24 protein-coding genes are annotated in these 23,463 nt (G+C 60.0%); 21 read left to right on the forward strand and 3 right to left on the reverse strand.

What is annotated here, in order from left to right:
• The first annotated feature begins 43 nt into the window (after window positions 1-43).
• Genes lpxD through lpxB form a run of 5 tightly spaced genes read left to right on the forward strand, consistent with a single transcriptional unit; the run spans window position 44 to window position 4,450 of the window.
• Window positions 44-1,111, forward strand: coding sequence for a UDP-3-O-(3-hydroxymyristoyl)glucosamine N-acyltransferase (gene lpxD, locus FP026_RS26780; RefSeq protein ID WP_149637606.1), 1,068 nt, complete (start codon window positions 44-46; stop codon window positions 1,109-1,111).
• The gene (fabZ, locus tag FP026_RS26785) at window positions 1,104-1,577 is read left to right on the forward strand and encodes a 3-hydroxyacyl-ACP dehydratase FabZ (RefSeq protein WP_149637607.1); all 474 of its coding nucleotides are present in this window, start codon (window positions 1,104-1,106) and stop codon (window positions 1,575-1,577) included. Before lpxD ends, fabZ begins: the two co-directional genes overlap by 8 nt.
• Window positions 1,574-2,389 (forward strand): acyl-ACP--UDP-N-acetylglucosamine O-acyltransferase, encoded by an 816-nt coding sequence (lpxA, locus tag FP026_RS26790; protein WP_149637608.1) that lies wholly within the window; start codon window positions 1,574-1,576, stop codon window positions 2,387-2,389. The genes fabZ and lpxA overlap by 4 nt, the downstream gene beginning before the upstream one ends.
• A 1-nt stretch (window position 2,390) precedes the next feature.
• Window positions 2,391-3,272 carry an LpxI family protein gene (locus FP026_RS26795; protein WP_149637609.1) on the forward strand — a complete coding sequence of 294 codons (882 nt, stop codon included), beginning with the start codon at window positions 2,391-2,393 and terminating at the stop codon, window positions 3,270-3,272.
• A complete protein-coding gene (lpxB, locus tag FP026_RS26800; protein WP_149637610.1) occupies window positions 3,269-4,450 on the forward strand; it encodes a lipid-A-disaccharide synthase in 1,182 nt (393 codons plus the stop codon). The genes FP026_RS26795 and lpxB overlap by 4 nt, the downstream gene beginning before the upstream one ends.
• 27 nt (window positions 4,451-4,477) lie before the next feature.
• Here lpxB and gltA read toward each other — a convergent pair whose 3' ends face one another.
• On the reverse strand, window positions 4,478-5,767 hold the full coding sequence (gene gltA / locus FP026_RS26805) for a citrate synthase (RefSeq protein ID WP_112340833.1): 1,290 nt from the start codon (window positions 5,765-5,767) through the stop codon (window positions 4,478-4,480).
• Window positions 5,768-6,134: 367 nt separating this feature from the next.
• Between gltA and FP026_RS26810 the strand changes: the two genes are divergently transcribed.
• The gene (locus FP026_RS26810; RefSeq protein ID WP_149637611.1) at window positions 6,135-8,543 is read left to right on the forward strand and encodes a ComEC/Rec2 family competence protein; all 2,409 of its coding nucleotides are present in this window, start codon (window positions 6,135-6,137) and stop codon (window positions 8,541-8,543) included.
• Here the strand turns inward: FP026_RS26810 and lexA are convergent.
• Window positions 8,524-9,246, reverse strand: a complete 723-nt coding sequence (gene lexA, locus FP026_RS26815) for a transcriptional repressor LexA (RefSeq protein ID WP_149637612.1) — start codon at window positions 9,244-9,246, stop codon at window positions 8,524-8,526. The two genes, FP026_RS26810 and lexA, sit on opposite strands and share 20 nt — an antisense overlap.
• Window positions 9,247-9,669: 423 nt before the next feature.
• Here lexA and FP026_RS26820 point away from each other — a divergent pair, with 423 nt between their 5' ends.
• From FP026_RS26820 to lipA, 12 genes are all read left to right on the forward strand, one after another.
• Window positions 9,670-10,557, forward strand: coding sequence for a VOC family protein (locus FP026_RS26820; RefSeq protein WP_149637613.1), 888 nt, complete (start codon window positions 9,670-9,672; stop codon window positions 10,555-10,557).
• Window positions 10,554-11,393, forward strand: a complete 840-nt coding sequence (gene kdsA, locus FP026_RS26825) for a 3-deoxy-8-phosphooctulonate synthase (RefSeq protein ID WP_149637614.1) — start codon at window positions 10,554-10,556, stop codon at window positions 11,391-11,393. The genes FP026_RS26820 and kdsA overlap by 4 nt, the downstream gene beginning before the upstream one ends.
• A 149-nt stretch (window positions 11,394-11,542) precedes the next feature.
• Window positions 11,543-12,817, forward strand: coding sequence for a phosphopyruvate hydratase (eno, locus tag FP026_RS26830; RefSeq protein ID WP_149637615.1), 1,275 nt, complete (start codon window positions 11,543-11,545; stop codon window positions 12,815-12,817).
• Between the two features lie 213 nt (window positions 12,818-13,030).
• Window positions 13,031-13,342 carry an FtsB family cell division protein gene (locus tag FP026_RS26835; protein WP_149637616.1) on the forward strand — a complete coding sequence of 104 codons (312 nt, stop codon included), beginning with the start codon at window positions 13,031-13,033 and terminating at the stop codon, window positions 13,340-13,342.
• A 158-nt stretch (window positions 13,343-13,500) separates the two neighbouring features.
• The gene (pdhA, locus tag FP026_RS26840; RefSeq protein ID WP_149637617.1) at window positions 13,501-14,544 is read left to right on the forward strand and encodes a pyruvate dehydrogenase (acetyl-transferring) E1 component subunit alpha; all 1,044 of its coding nucleotides are present in this window, start codon (window positions 13,501-13,503) and stop codon (window positions 14,542-14,544) included.
• Window positions 14,545-14,562: 18 nt separating this feature from the next.
• Entirely contained in the window at window positions 14,563-15,945 is a 1,383-nt protein-coding gene (locus tag FP026_RS26845) for a pyruvate dehydrogenase complex E1 component subunit beta (RefSeq protein ID WP_149637618.1), read from the forward strand.
• A gap of 15 nt (window positions 15,946-15,960) precedes the next feature.
• On the forward strand, window positions 15,961-17,325 hold the full coding sequence (locus tag FP026_RS26850; protein WP_149637619.1) for a pyruvate dehydrogenase complex dihydrolipoamide acetyltransferase: 1,365 nt from the start codon (window positions 15,961-15,963) through the stop codon (window positions 17,323-17,325).
• A gap of 138 nt (window positions 17,326-17,463) precedes the next feature.
• Entirely contained in the window at window positions 17,464-18,105 is a 642-nt protein-coding gene (locus FP026_RS26855; RefSeq protein ID WP_149637620.1) for an SGNH/GDSL hydrolase family protein, read from the forward strand.
• Window positions 18,106-18,157: 52 nt separating this feature from the next.
• Window positions 18,158-19,621 carry a dihydrolipoyl dehydrogenase gene (gene lpdA / locus FP026_RS26860; protein WP_149637621.1) on the forward strand — a complete coding sequence of 488 codons (1,464 nt, stop codon included), beginning with the start codon at window positions 18,158-18,160 and terminating at the stop codon, window positions 19,619-19,621.
• Between the two features lie 55 nt (window positions 19,622-19,676).
• Entirely contained in the window at window positions 19,677-19,931 is a 255-nt protein-coding gene (locus tag FP026_RS26865) for a GlsB/YeaQ/YmgE family stress response membrane protein (protein ID WP_015339818.1), read from the forward strand.
• Between the two features lie 34 nt (window positions 19,932-19,965).
• A complete protein-coding gene (locus FP026_RS26870) occupies window positions 19,966-20,214 on the forward strand; it encodes a GlsB/YeaQ/YmgE family stress response membrane protein (protein ID WP_092715509.1) in 249 nt (82 codons plus the stop codon).
• Between the two features lie 36 nt (window positions 20,215-20,250).
• Complete coding sequence (gene lipA / locus FP026_RS26875) at window positions 20,251-21,222, forward strand: lipoyl synthase (RefSeq protein ID WP_149637622.1); 972 nt, start codon at window positions 20,251-20,253, stop codon at window positions 21,220-21,222.
• A gap of 44 nt (window positions 21,223-21,266) precedes the next feature.
• Here lipA and FP026_RS26880 read toward each other — a convergent pair whose 3' ends face one another.
• Complete coding sequence (locus FP026_RS26880) at window positions 21,267-21,641, reverse strand: VOC family protein (RefSeq protein ID WP_149637623.1); 375 nt, start codon at window positions 21,639-21,641, stop codon at window positions 21,267-21,269.
• Window positions 21,642-21,787: 146 nt separating this feature from the next.
• Between FP026_RS26880 and FP026_RS26885 the strand changes: the two genes are divergently transcribed.
• The 3 genes from FP026_RS26885 to FP026_RS26895 are packed head-to-tail and all read left to right on the forward strand — an operon-like array spanning window position 21,788 to window position 23,440.
• A complete protein-coding gene (locus tag FP026_RS26885) occupies window positions 21,788-22,381 on the forward strand; it encodes an AAA family ATPase (protein ID WP_149637624.1) in 594 nt (197 codons plus the stop codon).
• A gap of 9 nt (window positions 22,382-22,390) precedes the next feature.
• The gene (locus FP026_RS26890; RefSeq protein ID WP_149637625.1) at window positions 22,391-22,984 is read left to right on the forward strand and encodes an AAA family ATPase; all 594 of its coding nucleotides are present in this window, start codon (window positions 22,391-22,393) and stop codon (window positions 22,982-22,984) included.
• A 9-nt stretch (window positions 22,985-22,993) separates the two neighbouring features.
• Window positions 22,994-23,440, forward strand: coding sequence for a type II toxin-antitoxin system RatA family toxin (locus FP026_RS26895; RefSeq protein WP_149637626.1), 447 nt, complete (start codon window positions 22,994-22,996; stop codon window positions 23,438-23,440).
• Window positions 23,441-23,463: the final 23 nt, after the last annotated feature.

Below are 23,463 nucleotides of genomic sequence, written 5' to 3' on the forward strand. Positions count from 1 at the left end.
GTCCAGAACTTCGGGCTTGAACACCGTTCTGGAGCTGGTGCTTATGGAACATACTGGTTTTTTCCCGCCCCATGGCGGCATCAGCTTAAGGCAACTGGCTGAGCATCTTGGGGCGGAACTTGCTGATGCGGCCTCTTCGGAGGTCGCCATCAGATCGATCGCCCCCGTCTATCGGGCAGGCGAGGGCGATATTTGCTATCTCCTTTCTCGAAAGAATCGCGCTGAGCTGGAGACCTGTAAGGCTTCCGCCATCATTTGCTTGCCGGCGCTGAAATCTTTCGTTCCCGATCATATTCCGGTGCTTCTGTCGAAGAAACCGCACACGGATTTTGCGATCGTCGGCGGTCTGCTGCATCCGGAAGCCATGCGGCCGGTTACATTCACGGCGAACCCGGGAACGATTTCGCCGGCCGCCATTATCGACCCGACAGCGAAGCTGGAGGCCAATATCGGCGTCGAGCCGGGTGCTGTCATCGGCGCTGGCGCCGAGATCGGTGAGGGCACCTATATCGGCGCCAATGCTCTTATCGGACCAGGCGTGAAAATCGGACGCAATTGTAGCGTTGGCGGCGGCGCGAGCGTGCTTTGCGCCTACCTCGGCAATGGCGTCATCGTCCATAATGGTACGCGCATCGGCCAAGACGGTTTCGGTTATGCACCAGGGCCTCGCGGCATGGTCAAGATCGTTCAGATCGGCCGCGTCATCATCCAGGACAATGTCGAGATCGGCGCCAATACGACGATCGATCGCGGCACCATGGATGACACCGTGATCGGCGAAGGCACCAAGATCGACAACCAGGTTCAGATTGGACATAACGTCCGCATCGGTCGGCATTGTGCTATCGTCAGCCAGGTGGGTATCGCCGGCAGCACGGTGATCGGAGATGGTGTCCAGATCGGCGGCCAGGCAGGCCTCAACGGCCACATCCACATCGGCGATGGCGTGCAGATCGGTGCCAAGAGCGGCGTGATGAACAGTATTCCGGCGGGAGAGCGTTATGCGGGCCTTCCAGCGCGGCCTCTATGGGATTTTCTAAGGGAATCGGCGGAGATCGCAAAGCGGTCAGGAGCCAGGGAAAAGAAAGACGGGAGTGCGGAGCATGACTGAGGAAGCCAAGGCGTCGTTGTCGTCGGCCGACGTTCTGGAAATTATGAAGCTGTTGCCGCATCGTTATCCCTTCCTGATGGTCGATAAGATCATCGAGATCGATAGCGACAATTCCGCGATCGGCATCAAGAACGTGACGGCCAATGAGCCGCAATTCACCGGGCATTTTCCTGGATCGCCGATCATGCCGGGGGTGCTGCTCATCGAAGGGATGGCCCAGACCGCCGGCGCGATCTGCGCTCGCAAGGATGGCATCGGTGGCAATCTCGTCTACTTCATGACGATCGACAATGCTCGCTTCCGCAAGCCGGTCGTTCCTGGCGACCGCGTCGAGTTCCACGTCGTGAAGCAGAAGCAGCGCGGCACCATCTGGAAATTCCATTGCGACGCCAAGGTCGATGGCTCTCTGGTCGCCGAAGCCGATATCGGCGCGATGATTGTGAGGAAGGATCAGGACGAGGCATGAGCAGCATCGCTAAAAGCGCTCGCATTCACAAGCAGGCGGTCGTCGAAGATGGTGCAGTCATCGGCGAGAATGTAGTGGTCGGTCCGCTCTGCTATGTCGGTCCGAAAGTCGTACTCCATGATAATATTCACTTGCTCAACAATGCGGTCGTGACCGGCCGCACGACGATCGGCAAGGGAACGAAAATATTTCCGATGGCCGTTGTTGGCGGGGATCCGCAAAGCGTCCATCACGGCGGCGAAGAAACAACGCTCGATGTCGGCGAGAATTGCACGATCCGCGAGGGCGTCACGATCAATACCGGCACGGCCGATTACGGCGGCAAGACGATCGTCGGCAATAACAATCTGTTCCTTGCCAATTCCCATGTCGCGCATGATTGCCGCGTCGGCAACAATGTCATCATGTCGAATAATGTCATGTTGGCGGGGCATGTGACCGTCGAGGATCGCGCCATCCTGGGTGGCGGCTGTGCCGTCCATCAGTTCACTCGCATCGGCCGGCAGGCCTTTATCGGGGGGCTTTCGGCCGCGAGCTACGACGTCATTCCCTACGGCATGCTGAATGGCAATCCGGGCGTTCTCTCGGGCCTTAATATTGTTGGCATGTCGCGCGCGGGCATAGAGCGCGCGGTCATTCACAGGGTTCGGCGCGCCTACAAGACCATCTTCGAGAATGAAGGCTCGATCCGCGACAACGCGGCTGCGATCCGCGACGAATATGCCGACTGCAAGGAAGTGGTTGAAATCCTCGATTTCATCGCAGCCGATAGCGACCGCGCTCTGTCGTCGCCCAATCGCGGCAAGAGCTGACGTGGTTTCGGCCGGCCAAAACGGCAAAGGCAGGCTGGCGATTATCGCAGGCAGCGGGCTTTTGCCGGTTTACGTCGCCGACGCCGCTCGCCAGGCCGGTGAAAATCCCGTCATTATTGCATTGACGGACGAGGCGGATCGGGATTGGTCCGCCTTTGACCATGCCAATCTCGGTGTCGGCAATTTCGCGGGCCTGGAGGCCATGTTCCGCCGTCATGGCGTGGACCGCGTCGTCATGTCCGGCGGCGTCGCGCGCCGTCCGCCCTGGCGCGAGATCCATCCGACCTGGCGCGTGATCAAAGAATTGCCTCTGACTATCCGGACGCTTCTTTCCGGCGGCGACAATGCCGTGCTGCAAATGGTCATCCGCTTGATCGAAGCCGGCGGCGTTCAAGTCGTTGGAGCGCATGAGATCGCGCCCGATCTGCTGGCGACCACCGGACCGCTCGGCCGGCACTCGCCGTCCGCAGAGGATTTGCGCGATATCGCGCAAGGTGCGAAGGCCGCCGATGTGCTGGGGTTACTGGATGTCGGTCAGGGTGCCGTCAGCGTCGGCGGCCGCGTCGTTGCACTCGAGGGTGCCGAAGGCACGGACAAGATGATCGAGCGGGTTGCCGAGCTGCGCGCGGCGGGGCGCATTTCGACGCGTCGGCGCGGCGTGCTCGTCAAGCTCTGCAAGCCACAGCAGGATGTCCGGGCCGACCTGCCGTCCATCGGTGTATCGACGGTGTCGAACGCCAAGAAGGCCGGTCTTGCCGGCGTTGCCATCGAGGCCGGCAGAGCGCTGATCCTCGACCGGCAGGCTGTCATCGCCGCCGCCGACGAAGCCGGCATTTTCGTCTGCGGCATCGATCGGGGTCTGAGCGCGGAGGGCTTCATGTGAGCGGCGCGCCTTTGAAGCTTGCCGTGGTTGCCGGCGAGGTCTCCGGCGATCTGCTGGGGGGCGATCTCGTCGCGGCCCTGAAGCGGCGTTACGATGGCCCGGTCGAGCTGATTGGCGTCGGCGGCGAGGCGTTGGAAGCGCAAGGCCTGCGCTCGCTCTTCGACTATTCCGAACTCTCGATCATGGGGTTCATTCAGGTCATCAAGCGTCTGCCGAAGCTGATTGCCCGCATCCAGCAAACAGCCGAAGCCATCATTGCCGCAAAGCCCGATGTGCTCCTCATCATCGATAGCCCCGATTTCACCCACCGTGTCGCCAAGCGGATGCGCAAGGCTTTGCCCGATCTGCCTGTTATCAATTACGTCTGCCCCAGCGTCTGGGCGTGGAAGGAATATCGTGCGCAGAAGATGCTCGCCTATGTCGACCATGTGCTGGCCGTCTTGCCCTTCGAGCCTGCTGCCATGGAGCGCCTGGGCGGTCCGGCAACGACCTATGTCGGTCATCGCCTGACCGTGGATGCCAACCTGGTGGAGACGCGCCGACAGCGTGCCTTGCGCAGCGTCAATGCCGCCGCCTCCCAGATGACGGTGCTTCTTCTCCCAGGATCGCGTGCTTCGGAAATCCGTCAGCTCCTTCCAGTCTTTGAGCGGGCTACCGAAGAGCTTAGCCGGAGAAATGATAGGGTTCGCTATCTGCTGCCGACCGTGCCGAAGCAGGAAGCCCTTGTGCGCTCGCTTCTCGAAAACTGGAACGTCAAGCCCCAAATCCTCGTCGGCCAAGATGCAAAGTGGCAGGCTTTTGCGCAGGCTGATGCTGCCATGGCCGCATCGGGCACCGTGATCCTTGAACTGGGCTTAGCCAGCGTACCGGTGGTTTCAACCTATAAGACTGAATGGCTGGCCAGGTTCGTGATGTCGCGCATCAAGGTGTGGTCGGCGGCCCTGCCGAACCTGATTGCCGACTATGCCGTTGTGCCGGAACTCATCAACGATGTCCTGCGGCCGGGACTGCTGGCCCGCTACATGGAGCGTCTGTCGAGCGAGACGCCGGAGCGCGCCGCAATGTTGGCGGGTTACGATCTCGTCTGGGAGCGGATGCAGACGCAGGAGCCGCCCGGCGATAAGGCGGCACAGATTGTTCTGGACGTTCTCTACAATAAAAAAACCGGTCATCTCTGACCGGTTTTTTTGTTTCAGTACCGAAGCTTAGCGCTTGGAAACAGGCACATATTCGCGCAGCGGAGCGCCGGTGTAGAGCTGGCGCGGACGGCCGATGCGCTGATGCGGATCCTCGATCATTTCGTTCCACTGAGCGATCCAGCCGACGGTGCGGGCAAGAGCGAACAGAACGGTGAACATGGTGGTGGGGAAGCCGAGAGCCTTCAGCGTGATGCCGGAGTAGAAGTCGACGTTCGGATAGAGTTTTTTCTCGATGAAATACTCATCCGTCAGAGCGATGCGTTCGAGCTCGATCGCGATGTCGAGCAGCGGGTCGTCCTTGATGCCGAGTTCGCCCAGAACCTCATGCGCCGTCTTCTGCATGATCTTGGCGCGCGGGTCGTAGTTCTTGTAGACACGATGACCGAAGCCCATCAGGCGGAACGGATCGTTCTTGTCCTTGGCGCGAGCGATGAATTCCGGGATGCGGTCGACGGTGCCGATCTCATTCAGCATGTTCAGCGCCGCTTCGTTGGCGCCGCCGTGAGCCGGGCCCCAGAGGCAGGCAATGCCTGCTGCAATACAGGCGAACGGGTTGGCGCCGGAAGAGCCTGCCAGGCGAACCGTCGAGGTCGACGCGTTCTGCTCATGGTCGGCATGCAGGATGAAGATGCGGTCCATGGCGCGGGCGAGCACCGGATTGACGACATAGTCTTCGCACGGAACAGCAAAGCACATGCGCAGGAAGTTGGACGCATAGTCGAGATCGTTCTTCGGATAAACGAAGGGCTGGCCGATATGGTACTTGTAGGCCATGGCGGCGAGTGTCGGCATCTTGGCGATCATGCGCAGGCTTGCGACCATGCGCTGATGCGGATCGGTGATGTCGGTCGAGTCGTGATAGAAGGCCGAGAGAGCGCCGACGCAGCCGCACATGACAGCCATCGGATGGGCGTCGCGGCGGAAGCCGGTGAAGAAGCGCGACATCTGCTCGTGCACCATCGTGTGGTGGGTCACGCGATAGTCGAAATCCTTCTTCTGCGCCGTCGTCGGCAGTTCGCCGTAAAGAAGAAGATAGCATACTTCGAGGAAATCGCCGTGTTCGGCCAGCTGATCGATTGGATAGCCGCGATGCAGCAGAACGCCTTCGTCGCCATCGATATAGGTGATGCTGGACTCGCACGATGCGGTCGAGGTGAAACCAGGATCGTAAGTGAAAGTGGAGGTGTTCTTATAAAGGGCACCAATATCAATGACACTTGGGCCGATGGTTCCGGTCTTCACCGGCAAGTCCACCGTCTTTTCACCCCAAGTTAGTTTCGCGCTTTGTTCCGTCATGCTGATCCTCCAAGATTTGGCGGGATTGACGCCATAAAAAGCGCCAAAAGGTTAAGCGACTACCGACTAGCTATATGATCCAAAGCCTAATGCCAAGTTATCCCATTGCCGAATTGTGCATTGCGGTATCAACTTTTGGGCACTGCGGTAGCATCATGACGAGGCTGCGCCGGGAAACCGGCTCGATTTTGTCTCTCTCATGCCGATTTCGGTTGAAATCACTGCATGGTGACGGCAAAAATCGCGCCAAAGCTGTAGTTTTGCGTGGGGGCGGCGGCGAGTGCCTAATTTGGAGGCAACGGAGCAGCGGGAAGATAGCCGGGATGTCGCTGCGCCTTCGCAGCTTCGCCCTGCTGTTGCGACGATTATGCTTCGCGCCAAAGCGCCGCAAGGAGAGCGGACGCAGGATCATGCGCCGCTGGCTTCGCGTCTCCTTCTGGTCGCAGGCCGTATTCGAGCCAGCATTGCCCGCCTGGTCGAAGAGGAGGCTGCGCATGGCCGCGCCATCCTTTTCGCGCCGATCTATATGGGTCTCGGTGCGATCTTCTGGTTCGAGGCCGGCAGCGATCCGCCTCCGCAAGCCGTGCTGGCGGGCCTGCTTGTCTTTGCTGCCAGCTTCGCGCTCCGGCGGGAAGCGGGGAGGTTGCTGCACCATCTGCTTTTCGCCGGCATGCTGATTTGCCTCGGCATGGCGCTTGCGCAATGGGAAAGCTGGCGGGCCTCCACTGTCATGCTCGATTCGGCCGTGACGACGACCGTCACGGGGAGGGTCGAGCGGCGTGAATCCTATGACAATGGAGGCTGGCGCTATGTCGTCCGGGTGGAGGCGACGGAAAAGCCTACTATCCGCCGTTCGCCGGAACGGGTCACGATCTTTATACGCAAGCAGGTGAAGCCGTTCGACCTCGGCGATCGCATCCAGGGCAAGGCGCGTCTGACACCGCCGTCCGGGCCGGCTCTGCCTGACCTCAACGATTTCGCCTTCAGTTCCTATTTCAATGGTATCGGTGCGAACGGTTTCGCCTATGGCAGCCCAACCTTGCTGTCTCCATCCGGTGATAACGTTGCAAATTCGCTGCTGGATAAGGCCGATATCTGGCTCGCCGGCCTGCGCAACGGCATTGGCGACAGAATCCGGGAAACCTTGCCGGGAGATACCGGCGCCTTTGCTGCGGCGCTCGTCACCGATGAGAGACGTGCAATCTCCAAGGATACGACCGAGTCGCTGCGAATTGCCGGTCTCACTCACATCATTGCAATTTCGGGGCTGAATATGGCGCTGTCGGCCGGCATCTTCTATATCGGCCTGCGCTACCTGTTCAGCTTGTTTCCGGGAGTTGCGCAGGCTTGGCCGACCAAGAAGTTCGCGGCTTTCGGCGCGCTTTTGACGGTAACGGCCTATTATCTCATTTCCGGCTTCGGCGTATCCGCCGAGCGCGCTTTCATCATGATGGCGATCATGCTGGTGGCCGTGCTTTTCGACCGGCCGTCGCTCAGCCTTCGCAATGTCGCGCTATCCGCCATCGTCATCCTCGTTCTGTCGCCGTCGCAGGTGCTAGGCCCAAGCTTCCAGATGTCCTATGCCGCGACGCTGGCGCTGGTGTCGGGCTATTCGCTATGGAAACGACGGCGGCACCGCGAAACCATCCTCTCGCGGATCCGTCTGCTAAGTCCGCTGCTTTTCGTCTCGCGCTTCTTCGGCGGCGTGTTGTCGACCTCATTCATCGGCGGCGCATCGACGGCCATCTTCTCGATCGAGCATTTTCACCGGCTGGCGACATATGGTCTCGCCGCCAACCTTGCGGCCATGCCGATCGTCTCCTTCATTGTCATGCCGTTCGGCATGGCGGCAATGCTGCTGATGCCGTTCGGCCTGGACGGGCCGTTTTGGAAGGTCACCGGCGAGGGACTGGAGCTCGTCATCCTGATCGCCAAAACCGTGGCCGGTTGGGGAGGCGACATCACCTTCGGCCGCCAACCCGGCTGGCTGATGCCGACCTTCATTGCCGGCTTCCTGATCATGACCGTGCTGCGGACCCGGCTTCGCCATCTGGGCCTATTGGTGCTGCTCACGTCTGTCGGCGCGGCAGCGTTCGGCTCCGGCGTGCCGAAGCCGGACCTGATGATTTCCGAGGATGGTGTCCTGGTTGCATTGCGACAGGACGATATACTTGCCACAAATCGCGAAAGGCCGCAGGCCTTCATTTTCGAACAATGGCAAAAGGCTTTGGTTGCAACCGAACATCAGCCGCCGACCATGCTCCCGGCCGATAGCCGGCTTCCGCAGATCAGCAAGACGGATCGCCACAAGCGATTGGGCAGCGAAGAACAGAAGGCAGTCCGCAAGGCAATGGAGGAAGCGCTGGACAGTACGATGCAGGGAAGTTTCGCCTGCCAGAAGGGTGCATGGTGCGTAGCGATGCTTGATAACGGCGCCATATTGATCACCATCGAAAATGCTGCCTATCTGCCGTCAGCCTGTGACACCGCAAATATCGTCGTGACGCCGATCCGGCTGCGGCTGGACCATTGTCGCTCCGGCGCAATGCTCATAACCGGTGCGACATTGCGCAAAACCGGATCCATCGAAATGATGCTTACCGCCGATAAGCCCATTATCTCTGCCGCATTCGAAAACCCGCAGCGACCGTGGACGAGGCACCGAACTTATGATTGGCGCACCGGCAAATTCGCTACACCACCTGCGCAAGTATCACCTGTCAATGATAGTTCAACCGTTAGTGATAACCTACCTGCTAGTGATAACGACGAATAAGCCCCACCAGCTTGCCCTGGACCTTGACGCGATCCGGTCCGAAAATGCGGGTTTCATAGGCCGGATTGGCGGCTTCCAGCGCGATGGAGGCGCCCTTGCGGCGGAAACGCTTCAGCGTTGCCTCTTCATCGTCGACGAGCGCAACGACGATATCGCCGGGATTGGCCGTCGTCGAATTGCGGATGATGACCGTGTCGCCATCGAAAATTCCGGCGTCGATCATCGAATCGCCCCTGACCTCCAGCGCATAATGCTCGCCGGAGCCGAGCATGTCGGCGGGAACGGTAATGTCATGCGTATTGTTCTGAATGGCGGAAATCGGAACGCCGGCGGCGATGCGCCCCATGACCGGTACCGATACGGAACTATTGTGGTCGTCGTTGGCAACCTTTGCCGGGGCGGGAGGAGCGACCGGCTGAGGTTTGCCGAGGCTGCCCTCGATAATGCTCGGTGAAAAGCCGCGGCGCGGCTGAAGGCTTGAATTATAGGCCTCCGGCAGCTTGATGACTTCGAGCGCCCGCGCCCTGTTCGGCAGGCGGCGAATGAAGCCGCGCTCCTCGAGCGCGGTGATCAGACGGTGAATGCCGGATTTGGATGCCAGATCCAGTGCGTCCTTCATTTCGTCGAAAGATGGCGGGACACCAGATTCCTTCATTCGTTCGTGAATGAAGAGAAGCAGTTCCTGCTGCTTGCGCGTCAACATCGTCTTGGAACCCCAAATCAAGAAAATCGTCGTGAAACAAATCCAGAACGGACACTATATGTTCCATATGTGTTCTGCAAGTGCTTAAATTTCAGTAAAGCTTGGCAGGGTCTATCAAATAATTGCCGCTATCGAATGGATCGCTTGAAATTCCTCGGGAATTATATCCGCGCTAATTCATCGATAAATATGAGAAATGCCGCTTTGTTCGCCTTATGGACGCTTCACCTCAATCCCGCTCGGCTCGTGTGCGGATGAAGACGCGACTATCGCATAAGCCGGCCACAATCGAGAATCAGTGCGCTCGTGTTGCCAGGGTTTCGTCCGACCTGCGTTCTCCTGCGCTGTTACGGCTTGGCTTTCATCTTGAATTGAGCATTGTATGAGCGCAAATCTGCTCTTGCAGGCAAACAGGGGAGGACCATGACTTTGTCGCCGCATCCGCTGGATCATCTCGTGCTGCCGACCGTCAACATCGCTCTGGCGCGTGAGCGCCTGGGCAAGCTGGGCTTCACGGTTGCTCCGGATGCCCGCCACCCTTTCGGCACTGAAAATGCCTGTGTCTTCCTTGCCGACAAGACCTATCTCGAACCTTTGGGCGTGGCATCGCAGGAGCAATGCGAGACGAGTATTGCCGATGGCAATGTCTTCGTTGCGCGCGACCAGGCCTATCGCTTCCGCGTCGCCGAGGATGGGTTTTCGGCCCTGGTTTTCGGCACGGACGATGCCGTCGGCGATGACGAGCGTTTCAAGGCGGCCGCGATCTCGGCTGGACGCATGCTGGATTTCTCCCGGCCGATGAAGATGCCGGATGGAACGGAAACCACGGCCGGTTTTCGCCTCGCATTTGCGGCGGATCTGCGCGCGCCGGATTTCCTGGCCTTCTGCTGCCAGCGCATCAATCCGCTGCCGGCCGATCGCAGCGTGCTCGAGCGTCACGAAAACGGCGTGACCGGCATCGCGCGGGTGGCGCTTTCCGCGCTGAAACCAGCGGCGTATCGCGCCTTTTTCGAAGAGATCGTTGGCGGTCCGCGAGTCTCGGAGCACTCCTTCGGCTTGACGATCAAGGCGGGCAATGTCGATGTCGAAGTTTTGACGCCGGAAGGAATGGAAGCATTCTACGATTTGCCGGTTCACACCAATGATCCGGGGGTGAGGGCACGCGCAATCCTTTTCAAAACGCGTGATCTTTCCGTGACATCGTCGCATTTCGCTGCTAACGGCGTCACCTACACGCGTAAGAACAATCGTATACTGGCGAGGCTGGCGCCCGGACAGGGCGCATTGTTCGCCTTCGAGGAGATAGCATGAGCACGAATTCCGAAGTCACCATCGGCGAGGGTGCCTCCAAGGTCCTCTTTTCCAACAGCGCCAAGCTGTCGCTGATTGCCGGTCCCTGTCAGATGGAGAGCCGCGACCATGCTTTCATGGTCGCCGGAGTCCTGAAGGAGCTTTGCGGCAAGCTCGGCATCGGCCTTGTCTACAAGTCGTCCTTCGACAAGGCCAACCGTACTTCACTGTCTGGCAAGCGCGGCATCGGCCTGGAGAAGGCGCTGGAGGTCTTTGCCGATCTCAAGAAGGAATATGGCTTTCCGGTTTTGACCGATATCCACACGGAAGAGCAGTGCGCTATCGTTTCCAAGACGGTCGATATCCTGCAGATCCCGGCCTTCCTGTCGCGCCAGACCGATCTTCTTGTTGCCGCCGCCAAGACCGGCCGCGTTGTCAACGTCAAGAAGGGTCAGTTCCTCGCGCCCTGGGATATGAAGAACGTGCTTGCCAAGCTCAATGAGAGCGGCAATCCGAACATTCTTCTGTGCGAGCGCGGCGCGTCCTTTGGCTACAACACGCTGGTTTCGGATATGCGCTCGCTGCCAATCATGGCCGCGATGGGCGCTCCTGTCATTTTCGATGCGACCCATTCCGTACAGCAGCCCGGCGGGCAGGGCGGCTCCACCGGCGGTGACCGCCGATTCGTCGAGACGCTGGCGCGCGCCGCTGTAGCTGTCGGCGTTGCAGGTGTTTTTGTCGAGACGCATGAGGACCCGGACAACGCCCCCTCGGACGGCCCGAATATGGTCTATCTGAAGGATATGCCGCGGCTTCTGGAGAAGCTGCTGGCCTTTGATGCCGTGGCCAAGGCTTAAGAAATATCAGGCATTCAACAGGCTGACATGAATTTGCTTTACGCGGCCTGCAGGAGTGCCAAATCGGGGCGCGGATCGGCATTGAAATTTCCGTGCCTTCGATTAAGACGATTTAAATCGATTTATAAACCAGCGAGCAGGAAGCTATCATGACCGCAATCACCGACATTATCGCCCGCGAGATTCTCGACAGCCGTGGCAATCCGACTGTCGAAGTCGATGTCTACCTCGAAGACGGCAGCATGGGCCGCGCGGCGGTTCCGTCGGGCGCGTCGACCGGCGCGCATGAAGCCGTCGAGCTTCGCGATGGCGGCAAGCGCTACCATGGCAAGGGCGTCGAAAAGGCCGTCGAAGCGGTCAATTCGGAAATCTTCGACGCCATCGGCGGCATGGATGCCGAAAACCAGATCCAGCTCGACAACATCATGATCGAACTCGACGGCACGCCGAACAAGTCGCGCCTCGGCGCCAACGCCATCCTCGGCGTCTCGCTCGCCGTTGCCAAGGCTGCGGCCCAGAGCGCCAACCTGCCGCTCTACCGCTATGTCGGCGGCGCTCACGCCCGCCTCCTGCCGGTCCCGATGATGAACATCATCAACGGCGGCGCCCATGCCGATAACCCGATCGATTTCCAGGAATTCATGATCCTGCCGGTCGGCGCGGAATCCATCCGCGATGCCGTGCGCATGGGCTCGGAAATCTTCCACGTCCTCAGGAAGGAACTGGCATCGCAGGGCCACAACACCAACGTCGGTGACGAAGGCGGGTTTGCACCGGGCCTCTCCAGTGCTCCAGCAGCTCTCGACTTCATCATGAAGTCCATCGAAAAGGCCGGCTACAAGCCCGGCGAAGAAATCGCTCTCGGCCTCGATTGCGCCTCGACCGAATTCTTCAAGGACGGCAAGTACGTGCTCGAAGGCGAAGGCCGCACGCTGGAATCCGGCGCCATGGCCGAATACCTGGCGGAACTTGCCGCCAAATACCCGATCGTTTCGATCGAAGACGGCATGGCTGAAGATGACTGGGAAGGCTGGAAGACACTGACCGACCTGATTGGCAAGAAGACCCAGCTCGTCGGCGACGACCTGTTCGTCACTAATTCCGCCCGCCTGCGCGACGGTATCCGCATGGGCGTTGCCAACTCGATCCTCGTCAAGGTCAATCAGATCGGCTCGCTGACCGAGACCCTCGATGCTGTCGAGACCGCGCATAAGGCCAATTACACGGCCGTCATGTCACACCGCTCGGGCGAAACGGAAGATTCCACGATCGCCGATCTCGCGGTTGCCACCAACTGCGGCCAGATCAAGACCGGCTCGCTGTCGCGCTCCGACCGTCTCGCCAAGTACAACCAGCTCATCCGCATCGAGGAAGCGCTCGGCCCGCAGGCAAAATATGCCGGCCGTTCCATCCTGCGCGGCTGATGCCTGATCCGCGGGATCCGCGACGAGATTATTCGCTGAAATCGAACCGCGCCTTCGGGCGCGGTTTTTTTGTTGGACCGCGTAGTTAGAGTCAACGGACGGTTAATCTCTGCCGGTTACATTCGCTCTAGGTGTTTGATTTGATGTGATCTTGTCCGAAGCAACATTGGTTTTGGAGCGGGATCACTTAAAGCCAGAGCGTTTCGAGCGAGTATGTGGACAAAGTATCATAAGAAGAGAAAGTTCGGGCGCTTCATCCTTCCCGCCATCACCGTCGCCTTTGTGAGCTATTTCGGTTATCATTGTATTCATGGCGACTACGGCCTGAAGGCGACCGAGATATTCGAGGAGCGCCGCGTCGACCGCGCCAAGGAATTGGCGGATCTGGTCGCCAAGCGCGAGCACCTCGAAAAGGAGGTCACTCTCTTGAGCGACGGTTCCTTGGACAAGGACATGCTCGATCAATATGCGCGCTATCAGCTGACCTATTCCAAGGCGAACGAGATCGTCATCTTCAACAAATAGCCGCAATTAACTGAATTCCAGTTAATCGACTTTTTGCGGGTTATATCAATAACTTGCGTAGAATACGAGCCATGCAATTATAGCATTGCTGTGGCGAACAATCTTCCCTATGTTACGCCTCACCATAAAATCGAGGCTACTCACACAGGGAGGGTTGAATGGCGCCGCGAAAAAACGCGACCGTTTCCAGCCGTAAGACAGCATCAAGGCCTGCCAAAGAAACCAATGGCGGTCCGATCGCAGATTTCGATCGTGATGCGGAGCTCAAGGCTTATCGTGAGATGCTCCTGATCCGCCGCTTCGAAGAAAAGGCCGGCCAGCTTTACGGCATGGGCTTCATCGGCGGCTTCTGTCACCTTTATATCGGCCAGGAGGCTGTCGTCGTCGGTATGCAGCTGGCTCTGAAGGATGGCGACCAGGTTATTACCGGCTATCGCGACCACGGCCATATGCTGGCAACCGGCATGAGCGCGCGCGGCGTCATGGCCGAGCTTACCGGACGCCAGGGCGGCTATTCCCGAGGGAAGGGCGGCTCCATGCACATGTTCTCCAAGGAAAAGAATTTCTACGGCGGCCACGGCATCGTCGGCGCCCAGGTTTCGCTCGGCACCGGCCTCGGCTTTGCCAACTGGTATCGCGGCAATGATAATGTCAGCGTTGCCTATTTCGGCGATGGTGCCGCCAACCAGGGCCAGGTCTACGAAAGCTTCAACATGGCGCAGCTCTGGAAGCTGCCGGTGATTTTCGTGATCGAGAACAACCGTTACGCCATGGGCACGTCGACGGCGCGCGCCACTGCTCAGGCAGATTTCTCCAAGCGCGGTGCATCCTTCGGCATTCCCGGCATCCAGGTGGACGGCATGGACGTACGCGCCGTCAAGGCTGCGGCTGACGAAGCCGTCGCGCATTGCCGCTCCGGCAACGGCCCGATCATCCTGGAAATGCTGACCTATCGCTATCGCGGTCACTCCATGTCCGACCCGGCCAAGTACCGTTCCAAGGACGAAGTGCAGAAGATGCGCTCCGAGCACGACCCGATCGAGCAGGTCCGTGTTCGCCTGCTCGAAAAGGGCTGGGCGACCGAAGACGATCTGAAGGATATCGACAAGGATGTCCGCGACATCGTCGCAGACAGCGCCGATTTCGCCCAGAACGATCCGGAGCCGGATGCATCCGAGCTTTACACCGACATTCTGCTCTAAATCGGGGAGGGACGATCCATGCCCATCGACATTCTCATGCCCGCCCTTTCTCCGACAATGGAAGAGGGTACCCTTTCGAAATGGCTCAAGAAGGAAGGCGACAAGGTCGTTTCCGGTGACGTCATTGCCGAAATCGAAACCGACAAGGCCACCATGGAAGTGGAAGCCGTCGACGAAGGCACGATCGGCAAACTGCTGATCGACGCCGGCACCGAAGGCGTCAAGGTCAACACCAAGATCGCCATCCTGTTGCAGGACGGCGAATCCGCCGACGCCATTTCGTCCGCAAAGGCTGCACCTGCCGCTGAGCCGGCAAAGACCGAGGCCCCCGCCGCTGCTCCGGCACCTGCTGCTGCACCGGTTCCGGCCCAGCCGAAGGTTGCCGCTGCAGCCGATCCGGAAGTTCCGGCCGGCACCGAAATGGTGTCGATGACAGTGCGTGAAGCGCTTCGCGACGCCATGGCCGAAGAAATGCGTGCCAACCAGGACGTTTTCGTCATGGGTGAAGAAGTCGCCGAATACCAGGGTGCCTATAAGGTAACCCAGGGCCTGCTGCAGGAATTCGGTGCCCGCCGCGTGATCGACACCCCAATCACCGAGCATGGCTTTGCCGGTATCGGCGTCGGTGCTGCGATGGCCGGCCTCCGCCCGATCGTCGAGTTCATGACCTTCAACTTCGCCATGCAGGCGATCGACCAGATCATCAACTCCGCCGCCAAGACGCTGTATATGTCCGGTGGCCAGATGGGCGCTCCGATCGTCTTCCGCGGCCCGAACGGCGCGGCAGCGCGCGTCGGCGCCCAGCACAGCCAGGACTATGCGGCCTGGTATAGCCACATTCCGGGCCTCAAGGTCGTCATGCCCTACACGGCTGCCGACGCCAAGGGCCTGCTCAAGGCTGCGATCCGCGATCCGAACCCGGTCATCTTCCTTGAAAACGAAATTCTCTACGGTCAGCATTTCGATGTACCGAAGCTCGATGATTTCGTTCTGCCGATCGGCAAGGCCCGCATCCATCGCCCGGGCAAGGATGTCACGGTCGTCTCCTTCGGTATCGGCATGACTTATGCCACCAAGGCCGTCGCCGAGCTGGAAGCTCAGGGCATCGATGTCGAACTCATCGACCTGCGCACCATCCGCCCGATGGATCTTCCGACGATCATCGAATCGGTCAAGAAGACCGGTCGCCTGGTCACCGTCGAGGAAGGCTATCCGCAGTCCTCCGTCGGCACGGAAATCGCCACCCGCGTCATGCAGCAGGCCTTCGACTATCTCGATGCGCCGATCCTGACGATCGCCGGCAAGGACGTGCCCATGCCATACGCCGCCAACCTCGAAAAGCTGGCGCTTCCGAATGTCGGTGAAGTGGTCGAGGCGGTGAAAGCCGTTTGCTACAAATAAGGGGAGGGCTCATCGATGCCTATCAACATCACCATGCCTGCCCTCTCGCCGACGATGGAAGAGGGTAACCTCGCCAAGTGGCTGGTCAAGGAGGGCGACAAGATCAAGTCCGGCGATGTCATCGCCGAGATCGAGACCGACAAGGCAACGATGGAAGTCGAGGCTGTCGATGAGGGCACCGTCGCCAAGATCGTCGTTCCTGCCGGCACCGAAGGCGTGAAGGTTAATGCCCTGATCGCCGTGATCGCTGCCGATGGCGAAGATGTTGCCGCTGCAGCTTCCGGCGCTGGCGCCGGTGCTGCTCCGGCTCCGGCTGCCAAGGAAGCTCCGAAGGCGGAAGCGGCACTTGCCGCCGCCCCGGCTCCGGCAAGCGTTTCGGCTCCTGCCGCGCCCACCCCGGCTCCCGCTGCATCGGCTTCGGCAGCAAACGACGGTCATCGCACCTTCGCTTCGCCGCTCGCACGCCGCCTGGCCAAGGAAGCTGGCATCGATGTCGCTGCTGTCTCCGGTAGCGGCCCGCATGGCCGCGTGGTCAAGAAGGATATCGAAGCTGCGGTTTCGGGCGGCACCGCCAAGGCTGCTCCTGCAGCAGCACCGGCCGCACAGTCGGCGGCTGCTGCTCCGGCCGCGCCTAAAGGCATATCCGATGATGCTGTCCTCAAGCTGTTCGAGCAGGGCTCCTACGAGCTCGTGCCGCATGACGGCATGCGCAAGACGATCGCCAAGCGCCTGCAGGAATCCAAGCAGACGATCCCGCACTTCTACGTTTCGGTCGATTGCGAACTCGACGCGCTGCTGGCGCTCCGCACGCAGCTCAACGATTCCGCGCCGAAGTCGAAGGATGGCGTGCCGGCCTACAAGCTCTCGGTCAACGACATGGTCATCAAGGCCCTGGCGCTGGCATTGCGCGATGTTCCAGATGCCAACGTCTCCTGGACCGACAGCGCCATGGTCAAGCACAAGCATGCCGATGTCGGCGTTGCCGTCTCCATCCCGGGTGGCCTGATCACGCCGATCATCCGCAGCGCCGAGCAGAAGACCCTCTCGACCATCTCCAACGAGATGAAGGACTACGTCAAGCGCGCCAAGGAACGCAAGCTGAAGCCCGAGGAGTATCAGGGTGGAACGACGGCCGTGTCCAACATGGGCATGATGGGCGTCAAGAATTTCGCCGCCGTCGTCAACCCGCCGCATGCGACCATCCTGGCCGTCGGCGCGGGCGAGCAGCGCGTCATCGTCAAGAAGGGCGAAATGGTGATTGCCAACGTGATGACCGTCACGTTGTCGACCGACCACCGCGCTGTCGACGGTGCGCTCGGCGCCGAACTCCTGGCAGCCTTCAAGGGCTACATCGAAAACCCGATGGGGATGCTCGTCTGAGCTTAGAGCCGGATGATTTTAGGTCGGATCGACCTAAAATCTGAATCCGCTCTAGAAACAAATAGGTAGAGCGTGATGTCTCCCGAAAACCGCTTACACTTTTCGGCATCACGCTCTGGTTGTAACACGGAGGCATGAATGACCAAGACTGTTCTGTGTTACGGCGACTCGCTGACATGGGGCTACAGTGCCGAAACGGTTGGCCGTCATGCCTATGAAGATCGGTGGCCGAGCGTGCTGCAAAAGGCGCTCGGCAACCAGGTGCGCGTGATCCCGGAAGGATTGAACGGCCGCACCACGGCGTTCGACGATCATCTCGCCGATTGCGACCGCAACGGTGCGCGGATCCTGCCGACGATCCTGCAGTCTCATAATCCACTCGATCTGGTGATCATTCTGCTTGGCACCAACGACATGAAGCCGGTCGTTGCCGGCTCGGCCTTCGCCGCTTTGCAGGGCATTAGCCGGCTGGTCCAGCTGGTGCGCAATCATGCCTGGGGGTTCGACTACGAGGTGCCCGATATCCTCATCGTTGCCCCGCCGGCAATCTCCGAGACGGCCAATCCGGCCTTTGCGGCAAGCTATCTCGGCGCGGTCAAGGAATCGAGCAAGCTGCCGACGCTCTACAGCGATCTGGCCGACGAGCTCGGCTGCGGCTTCTTCGACGCCAATACGGTTGCCGTCACCACGCCGCTGGATGGCGTTCATCTCGATGCGGAAAACACCCGGGCGCTCGGTCGCGGCCTCGAGCCGATCGTGCGGATGATGCTCGGTCTCTGACACATTCAAGGCGCCGGCTCCGATCCGCCGCCACCAATAAGGCAGGAAACACATGGCTGAGAATTACGACGTCATTATCATCGGCTCCGGTCCGGGCGGTTATGTCGCCGCCGTGCGCGCCGGCCAGCTTGGCCTGAAGACCGCGATCGTCGAGCGCGAGCACCTGGGCGGCATCTGCCTCAACTGGGGCTGCATACCCACAAAGGCGCTGCTTCGCTCGGCCGAAATTCTCGATCATTCCAACCATCTGAAGGATTACGGCCTCGTTCTCGAAGGCAAGGTCAGCGCGGATGTGAAGGCCGTCGTTGCCCGCTCGCGCGGCGTTTCCGCCCGCCTCAACCAAGGCGTCGGCTTCCTGATGAAGAAGAACAAGATCGACGTCATCTGGGGCGAAGCCAAGATCACCAAGGCTTCGACCGGTGCTCAGCCGGGCGAAATCGTCGTCGGCAAGTCGGCCAAGCCGGTCGTCGAGCCGCAGCATCCGGTGCCGAAGAACGTCAAGGGCGAGGGCACCTACACTGCCAAGCACATCATCGTCGCGACCGGCGCCCGTCCGCGCGCTCTGCCTGGCATCGAGCCGGATGGCAAGCTGATCTGGACCTATTTCGAAGCGCTGAAGCCGGATTTCCTGCCGAAGTCGCTGCTCGTCATGGGCTCGGGCGCGATCGGCATCGAATTCGCGAGCTTCTATCGCTCGATGGGCGTCGACGTCACCGTCGTCGAAGTCATGCCGACGATCATGCCGGTCGAAGACGCCGAAATCTCCGGCATTGCCCGCAAGCAGCTCGAAAAGCGCGGCCTGAAGATCTTCACCAAGGCGAAGGTCACGAAGGTCGATAAGGCTGCCAACAGCATCACCGCCCATGTCGAAACCGAAGACGGCAAGGTTCAGCAGATCGTTGCCGACCGCATGATCTCGGCCGTCGGTGTCCAGGGCAATATCGAGAACCTCGGCCTCGAGGCGCTCGGCGTGAAGACCGACCGCGGCTGCGTCGTCATCGATGGCTACGGCAAGACCAACGTGCCGAGCATCTATGCGATCGGCGACGTTGCCGGTCCCCCGATGCTGGCGCACAAGGCCGAGCATGAGGGCGTCGTCTGCATCGAGAAGATCGCCGGCCTGCCGAATGTTCACCCGACCGACAAGAGCAAGGTGCCGGGCTGCACCTATTGCCAGCCGCAGGTTGCTTCCGTCGGCCTCACGGAAGCCAAGGCCAAGGAACTCGGCCGCGATATCCGCGTCGGCCGCTTCTCCTTCGTCGCCAACGGCAAGGCGATCGCGCTTGGCGAAGACCAGGGGCTCTGCAAGGTGATCTTCGATAAGAAGACCGGCGAACTGCTCGGCGCGCATATGGTCGGCGCCGAAGTGACCGAACTCATCCAGGGTTTCGTTGTTGCCATGAACCTGGAGACGACGGAAGAGGAACTGATGCACACGATCTTCCCGCATCCGACCGTTTCGGAAACGATGAAGGAAGCCGTGCTGGACGCCTACGGGCGGGTGCTGAACGCTTGATAATTTCCTGCCATGCCCTTTATCCAAAGGGTGGAAATCAGGAAAGGAAATCAACATGTCTATCACGGCGGAAGGTTGGATCGTCTTTCTTCTCATCGGGCTGGTCGCGGGTTTCCTCGCGAGCCTGATCGTCGGAGGCGGTGGGCTCATCGGTTGCCTGGTGAGTGGCGTGATCGGGGCTTTCGTGGGCGGTTTCCTGTTCCGTTATTTCGGGATATCGCTCGGCATTGAAAATGCGCTTGTCGTGGAGATCATTCATGCCACGGTCGGCGCGATCATCGTGGTGCTATTGGCGAGGCTGATCGTCTAGAGCATCTTGGCAGTAGGCTTGGAACGAGGGTTTGATGGAAAGTGTCGGTTGGCTGGGTTTGATCATCATCGGCGGTCTCGCGGGCTGGCTTGCGGGCAAGCTGATGGATGCGCGCTACGGCATCATCCTGAACATCATCCTCGGCATCGCCGGCTCGGTGGTCGCTGCGGGGCTTCTGGTAGCCCTGCATGTCGGCGTACCGGGCGGCAGGCTCGGCTTTTTCATCACCGGTTTCATCGGTGCATGCATTCTGATATTCCTCGCCAAATTCGCTCGGCGATGAAGGGCCGCATTTCAGGCGGCGGAAAGTAGACGTTTCATGGTCACCATTCTCGACACGATCAACCCGGACGCCAAGCGCGTACGACACCCGGAGAAGGCGCATCGGCCGGATACGGAAGTCCTGCGCAAGCCGGACTGGATCCGCGTGAAGGCACCGACATCGAAGGGTTATGCCGAAACCCGCTCGATCGTGAAGGAGCATAAGCTCGTCACGGTCTGCGAAGAAGCCGGTTGCCCGAATATCGGCGAGTGCTGGGACAAGAAGCACGCCACCTTCATGATCATGGGCGAAATCTGTACCCGCGCCTGTGCCTTCTGCAACGTCGCGACCGGCAAGCCGAACGCGCTCGATATGGCCGAGCCGGAAAACGTCGCCAAGGCCGTCAAGGAGATGGGCCTCAGCCACGTCGTTATCACCTCGGTGGACCGTGATGATCTCGCCGACGGCGGTGCCGAGCATTTCGAGAAGGTGATCTGGGCGATCCGGGCCGCTTCGCCGACGACCACGATCGAGATCCTGACGCCGGACTTCCTGAAGAAGCCGGGTGCGCTGGAGCGCGTCGTCGCCGCCAAGCCCGACGTCTTCAACCACAATCTGGAAACTGTGCCCGGCAATTATCTGACGGTTCGTCCCGGCGCGCGCTACTTCCACTCCGTCCGCCTGCTGCAGCGGGTCAAGGAACTGGACCCGACCATGTTCACCAAGTCGGGCATCATGGTCGGCCTCGGCGAAGAGCGCAACGAAGTGCTGCAGCTGATGGACGACCTGCGCACCGCCGATGTCGACTTCCTGACGATTGGCCAATATCTGCAGCCGACGCGCAAGCATCATCAGGTGATGAGCTTCGTCACGCCGGAAGAGTTCAAGTCCTACGAGACCGTGGCTTACACCAAGGGCTTCCTGATGGTCGCTTCCAGCCCGCTGACGCGCTCGTCGCATCACGCCGGCGATGATTTCGAGCGTCTGCGCGCTGCCCGCGAAAAGAAGCTGCTGCTGGCAGCGGAATAGGAAAAAGTAGTCTCTTTGTCCTCAGGAGCGGCGACGCGGAGATTTCAGGAGCTTTTTGGTTCGAATAATTCGATCGCGTTCCCGGACGGATCCTCGCACAGGATTTGTCGTCCGCCTGGTCCCTCTATGATGTCGTTGCGGAAATGAACACCATGTTCGCGCAGAGTGGAAACGAGTGTGGGCAATTCTTCCTGAATCTCAAGCACGAACCGGTTCCAGCCGCCCGGTTCAGGTTTGCGGCCATCCGGCATTGGCCGGGAAGCCGACGCCATTGGGCCTGCAAGCCACAATGTGAGGTCGTCCCGCTTCAGAATCGCCATTGCCGGTCCGAACTGTTGTTTTAGCGTAAAGCCGAAATGCTTCAGATAGAATGCCGCTGCCGCTTCCACATCCTCGACTAGGTACCGCACTATCGCCATTGCGCTGCTCCTCGATCTGGCCCAGGGATCCTTACCACGGTTTTCGCGTGCTCTGCCATAGGATCGTCATTCGCTTGATTTAGGAAGCATGCCAGCCGTTTGCTGCCGGTACCGGCGCCTGTCGAGATCGAATATGGAGCCGTATCGTGGAGCAGATCGTCGCGCTGCAGGCGCTTTCCCATGCCGTCGATATAGATCAGGCGGCTCGCATCCTCGAAAAGGCAGACCGTATTCTCATCATGGGCTGCTCCGGTACAGGCAAGAGCACGCTCGCGCAGGCCATCGCGTCGCTGCGTGGGTTGGCCTATGTTTCAATGGATCGCGACATCTTCTGGCTACCCGGCTGGAAATTGCGCCCGCGCCCAGAAGCGATCGCGCTGATCGAGCAGGCGGTCGCCGGGCCGCGCTGGATCATGGACGGCAACAGCCCAGGAACCTTGCCCTTGCGGCTGCCGCGCGCCGAACTCGTCATATGGCGACGCCCGCCGCGGCACGTGGCATTGCGCGGCGTCATTTCACGCTGGCTGCGCTACCGCGGCCGGTCGCGGCCTGAGATGGCGCCGGGATGCCCCGAGCGGCTGGACTGGAAATTCCTGCGCTACATCTGGACTTTCGAGCGTGACGAAGCGCCGCAGTTTCAGGAGATGCTCGAACAACACGGCCGTAATGTGCCGGTCGTGACGCTGAAATCCTACCGCGAAGGCGAAGACCTGCTGTCCCGTCTCCGAGGCAAGAGCTGAGAGGCTGTCATGGATCAAATCGCGATGCCGACATTGCGCAGCGAGATACGAGACCTTGATGTAGCCGCTGAGCATATCCGCCGCGCGAATCGTATCATGGTTATGGGCTGCTCCGGCGGCGGCAAGTCGACCCTGTCGCAGAAGATCGCCGCACACGTCGGCCTTGCTTATGTCTCGATCGATCGCGACGTTTTGTGGCTGCCGGGCTGGGTTCAGCGCGATAGGGACGAGCAGCGCGCCATCATCCTTGCCAAGGTGCAGGGCGAGCGATGGATCATGGACGGGACCAATCCCTCGACATTCGACATCCGCCTGCCGCGTACCGATTTCGTCATATGGGTGCGGATGCCGCGCCTGCTGTGCATCTGGGGCGCCGTCTCTCGCTGGATCAAGTGGATGGGTCGCACGCGCCCGGAAATGGCACCGGGCTGCATCGAGAAAGTCGATTGGGAATTCTTGCGCTTCATCTGGACATTTGAGGAAAAATTCACGCCGCGGGTTCTTGCCGGCCTTGCCGAATACGGCCCCGATGTCCCCGTTTTGCAGCTGAAATCCCGCGGCGAAATGCGTCAGCTTCTTGATCTTCTTGGCCGTCCTGCTTAATTGCGGCTCATGCCTCAATTCGAAACTCATCGCCCCGTTCCGCATTCGCCCGACCAGATGTTCGACCTCGTCGCCGACGTGGAGCGCTATCCCGAATTCCTGCCGCTTTGCGAGGCGCTCACGGTCCGCAACCGCAAGGAGCGCGACGGTAAGATCCTGCTGATTGCCGATATGACCGTAGGCTACAAGGCGATCCGTGAGACCTTCACGACGCAGGTGCTGTTGAACAAGGCGGAGCGCGCGATCGATGTGAAATATATCGATGGGCCTTTCAAATATCTCGACAATCGCTGGCGCTTTACGCCGTTGGAAAATGGCGGCTGCAGCATTGATTTTTTCATCGACTATGAATTCAAGAGCCGCATCCTCGGCGCCCTGATGGGATCGATGTTCGATCGGGCTTTCCGCATGTTCACGGATGCCTTCGAGACGCGCGCGAGCAAAATATATACTTGAAGCCGCGCCTAAGCATGTCGCGC

This window comes from Martinezella tropici, assembly GCF_008370325.1.
Taxonomy (GTDB): Bacteria; Pseudomonadota; Alphaproteobacteria; order Rhizobiales; family Rhizobiaceae; genus Rhizobium; species Rhizobium tropici_B.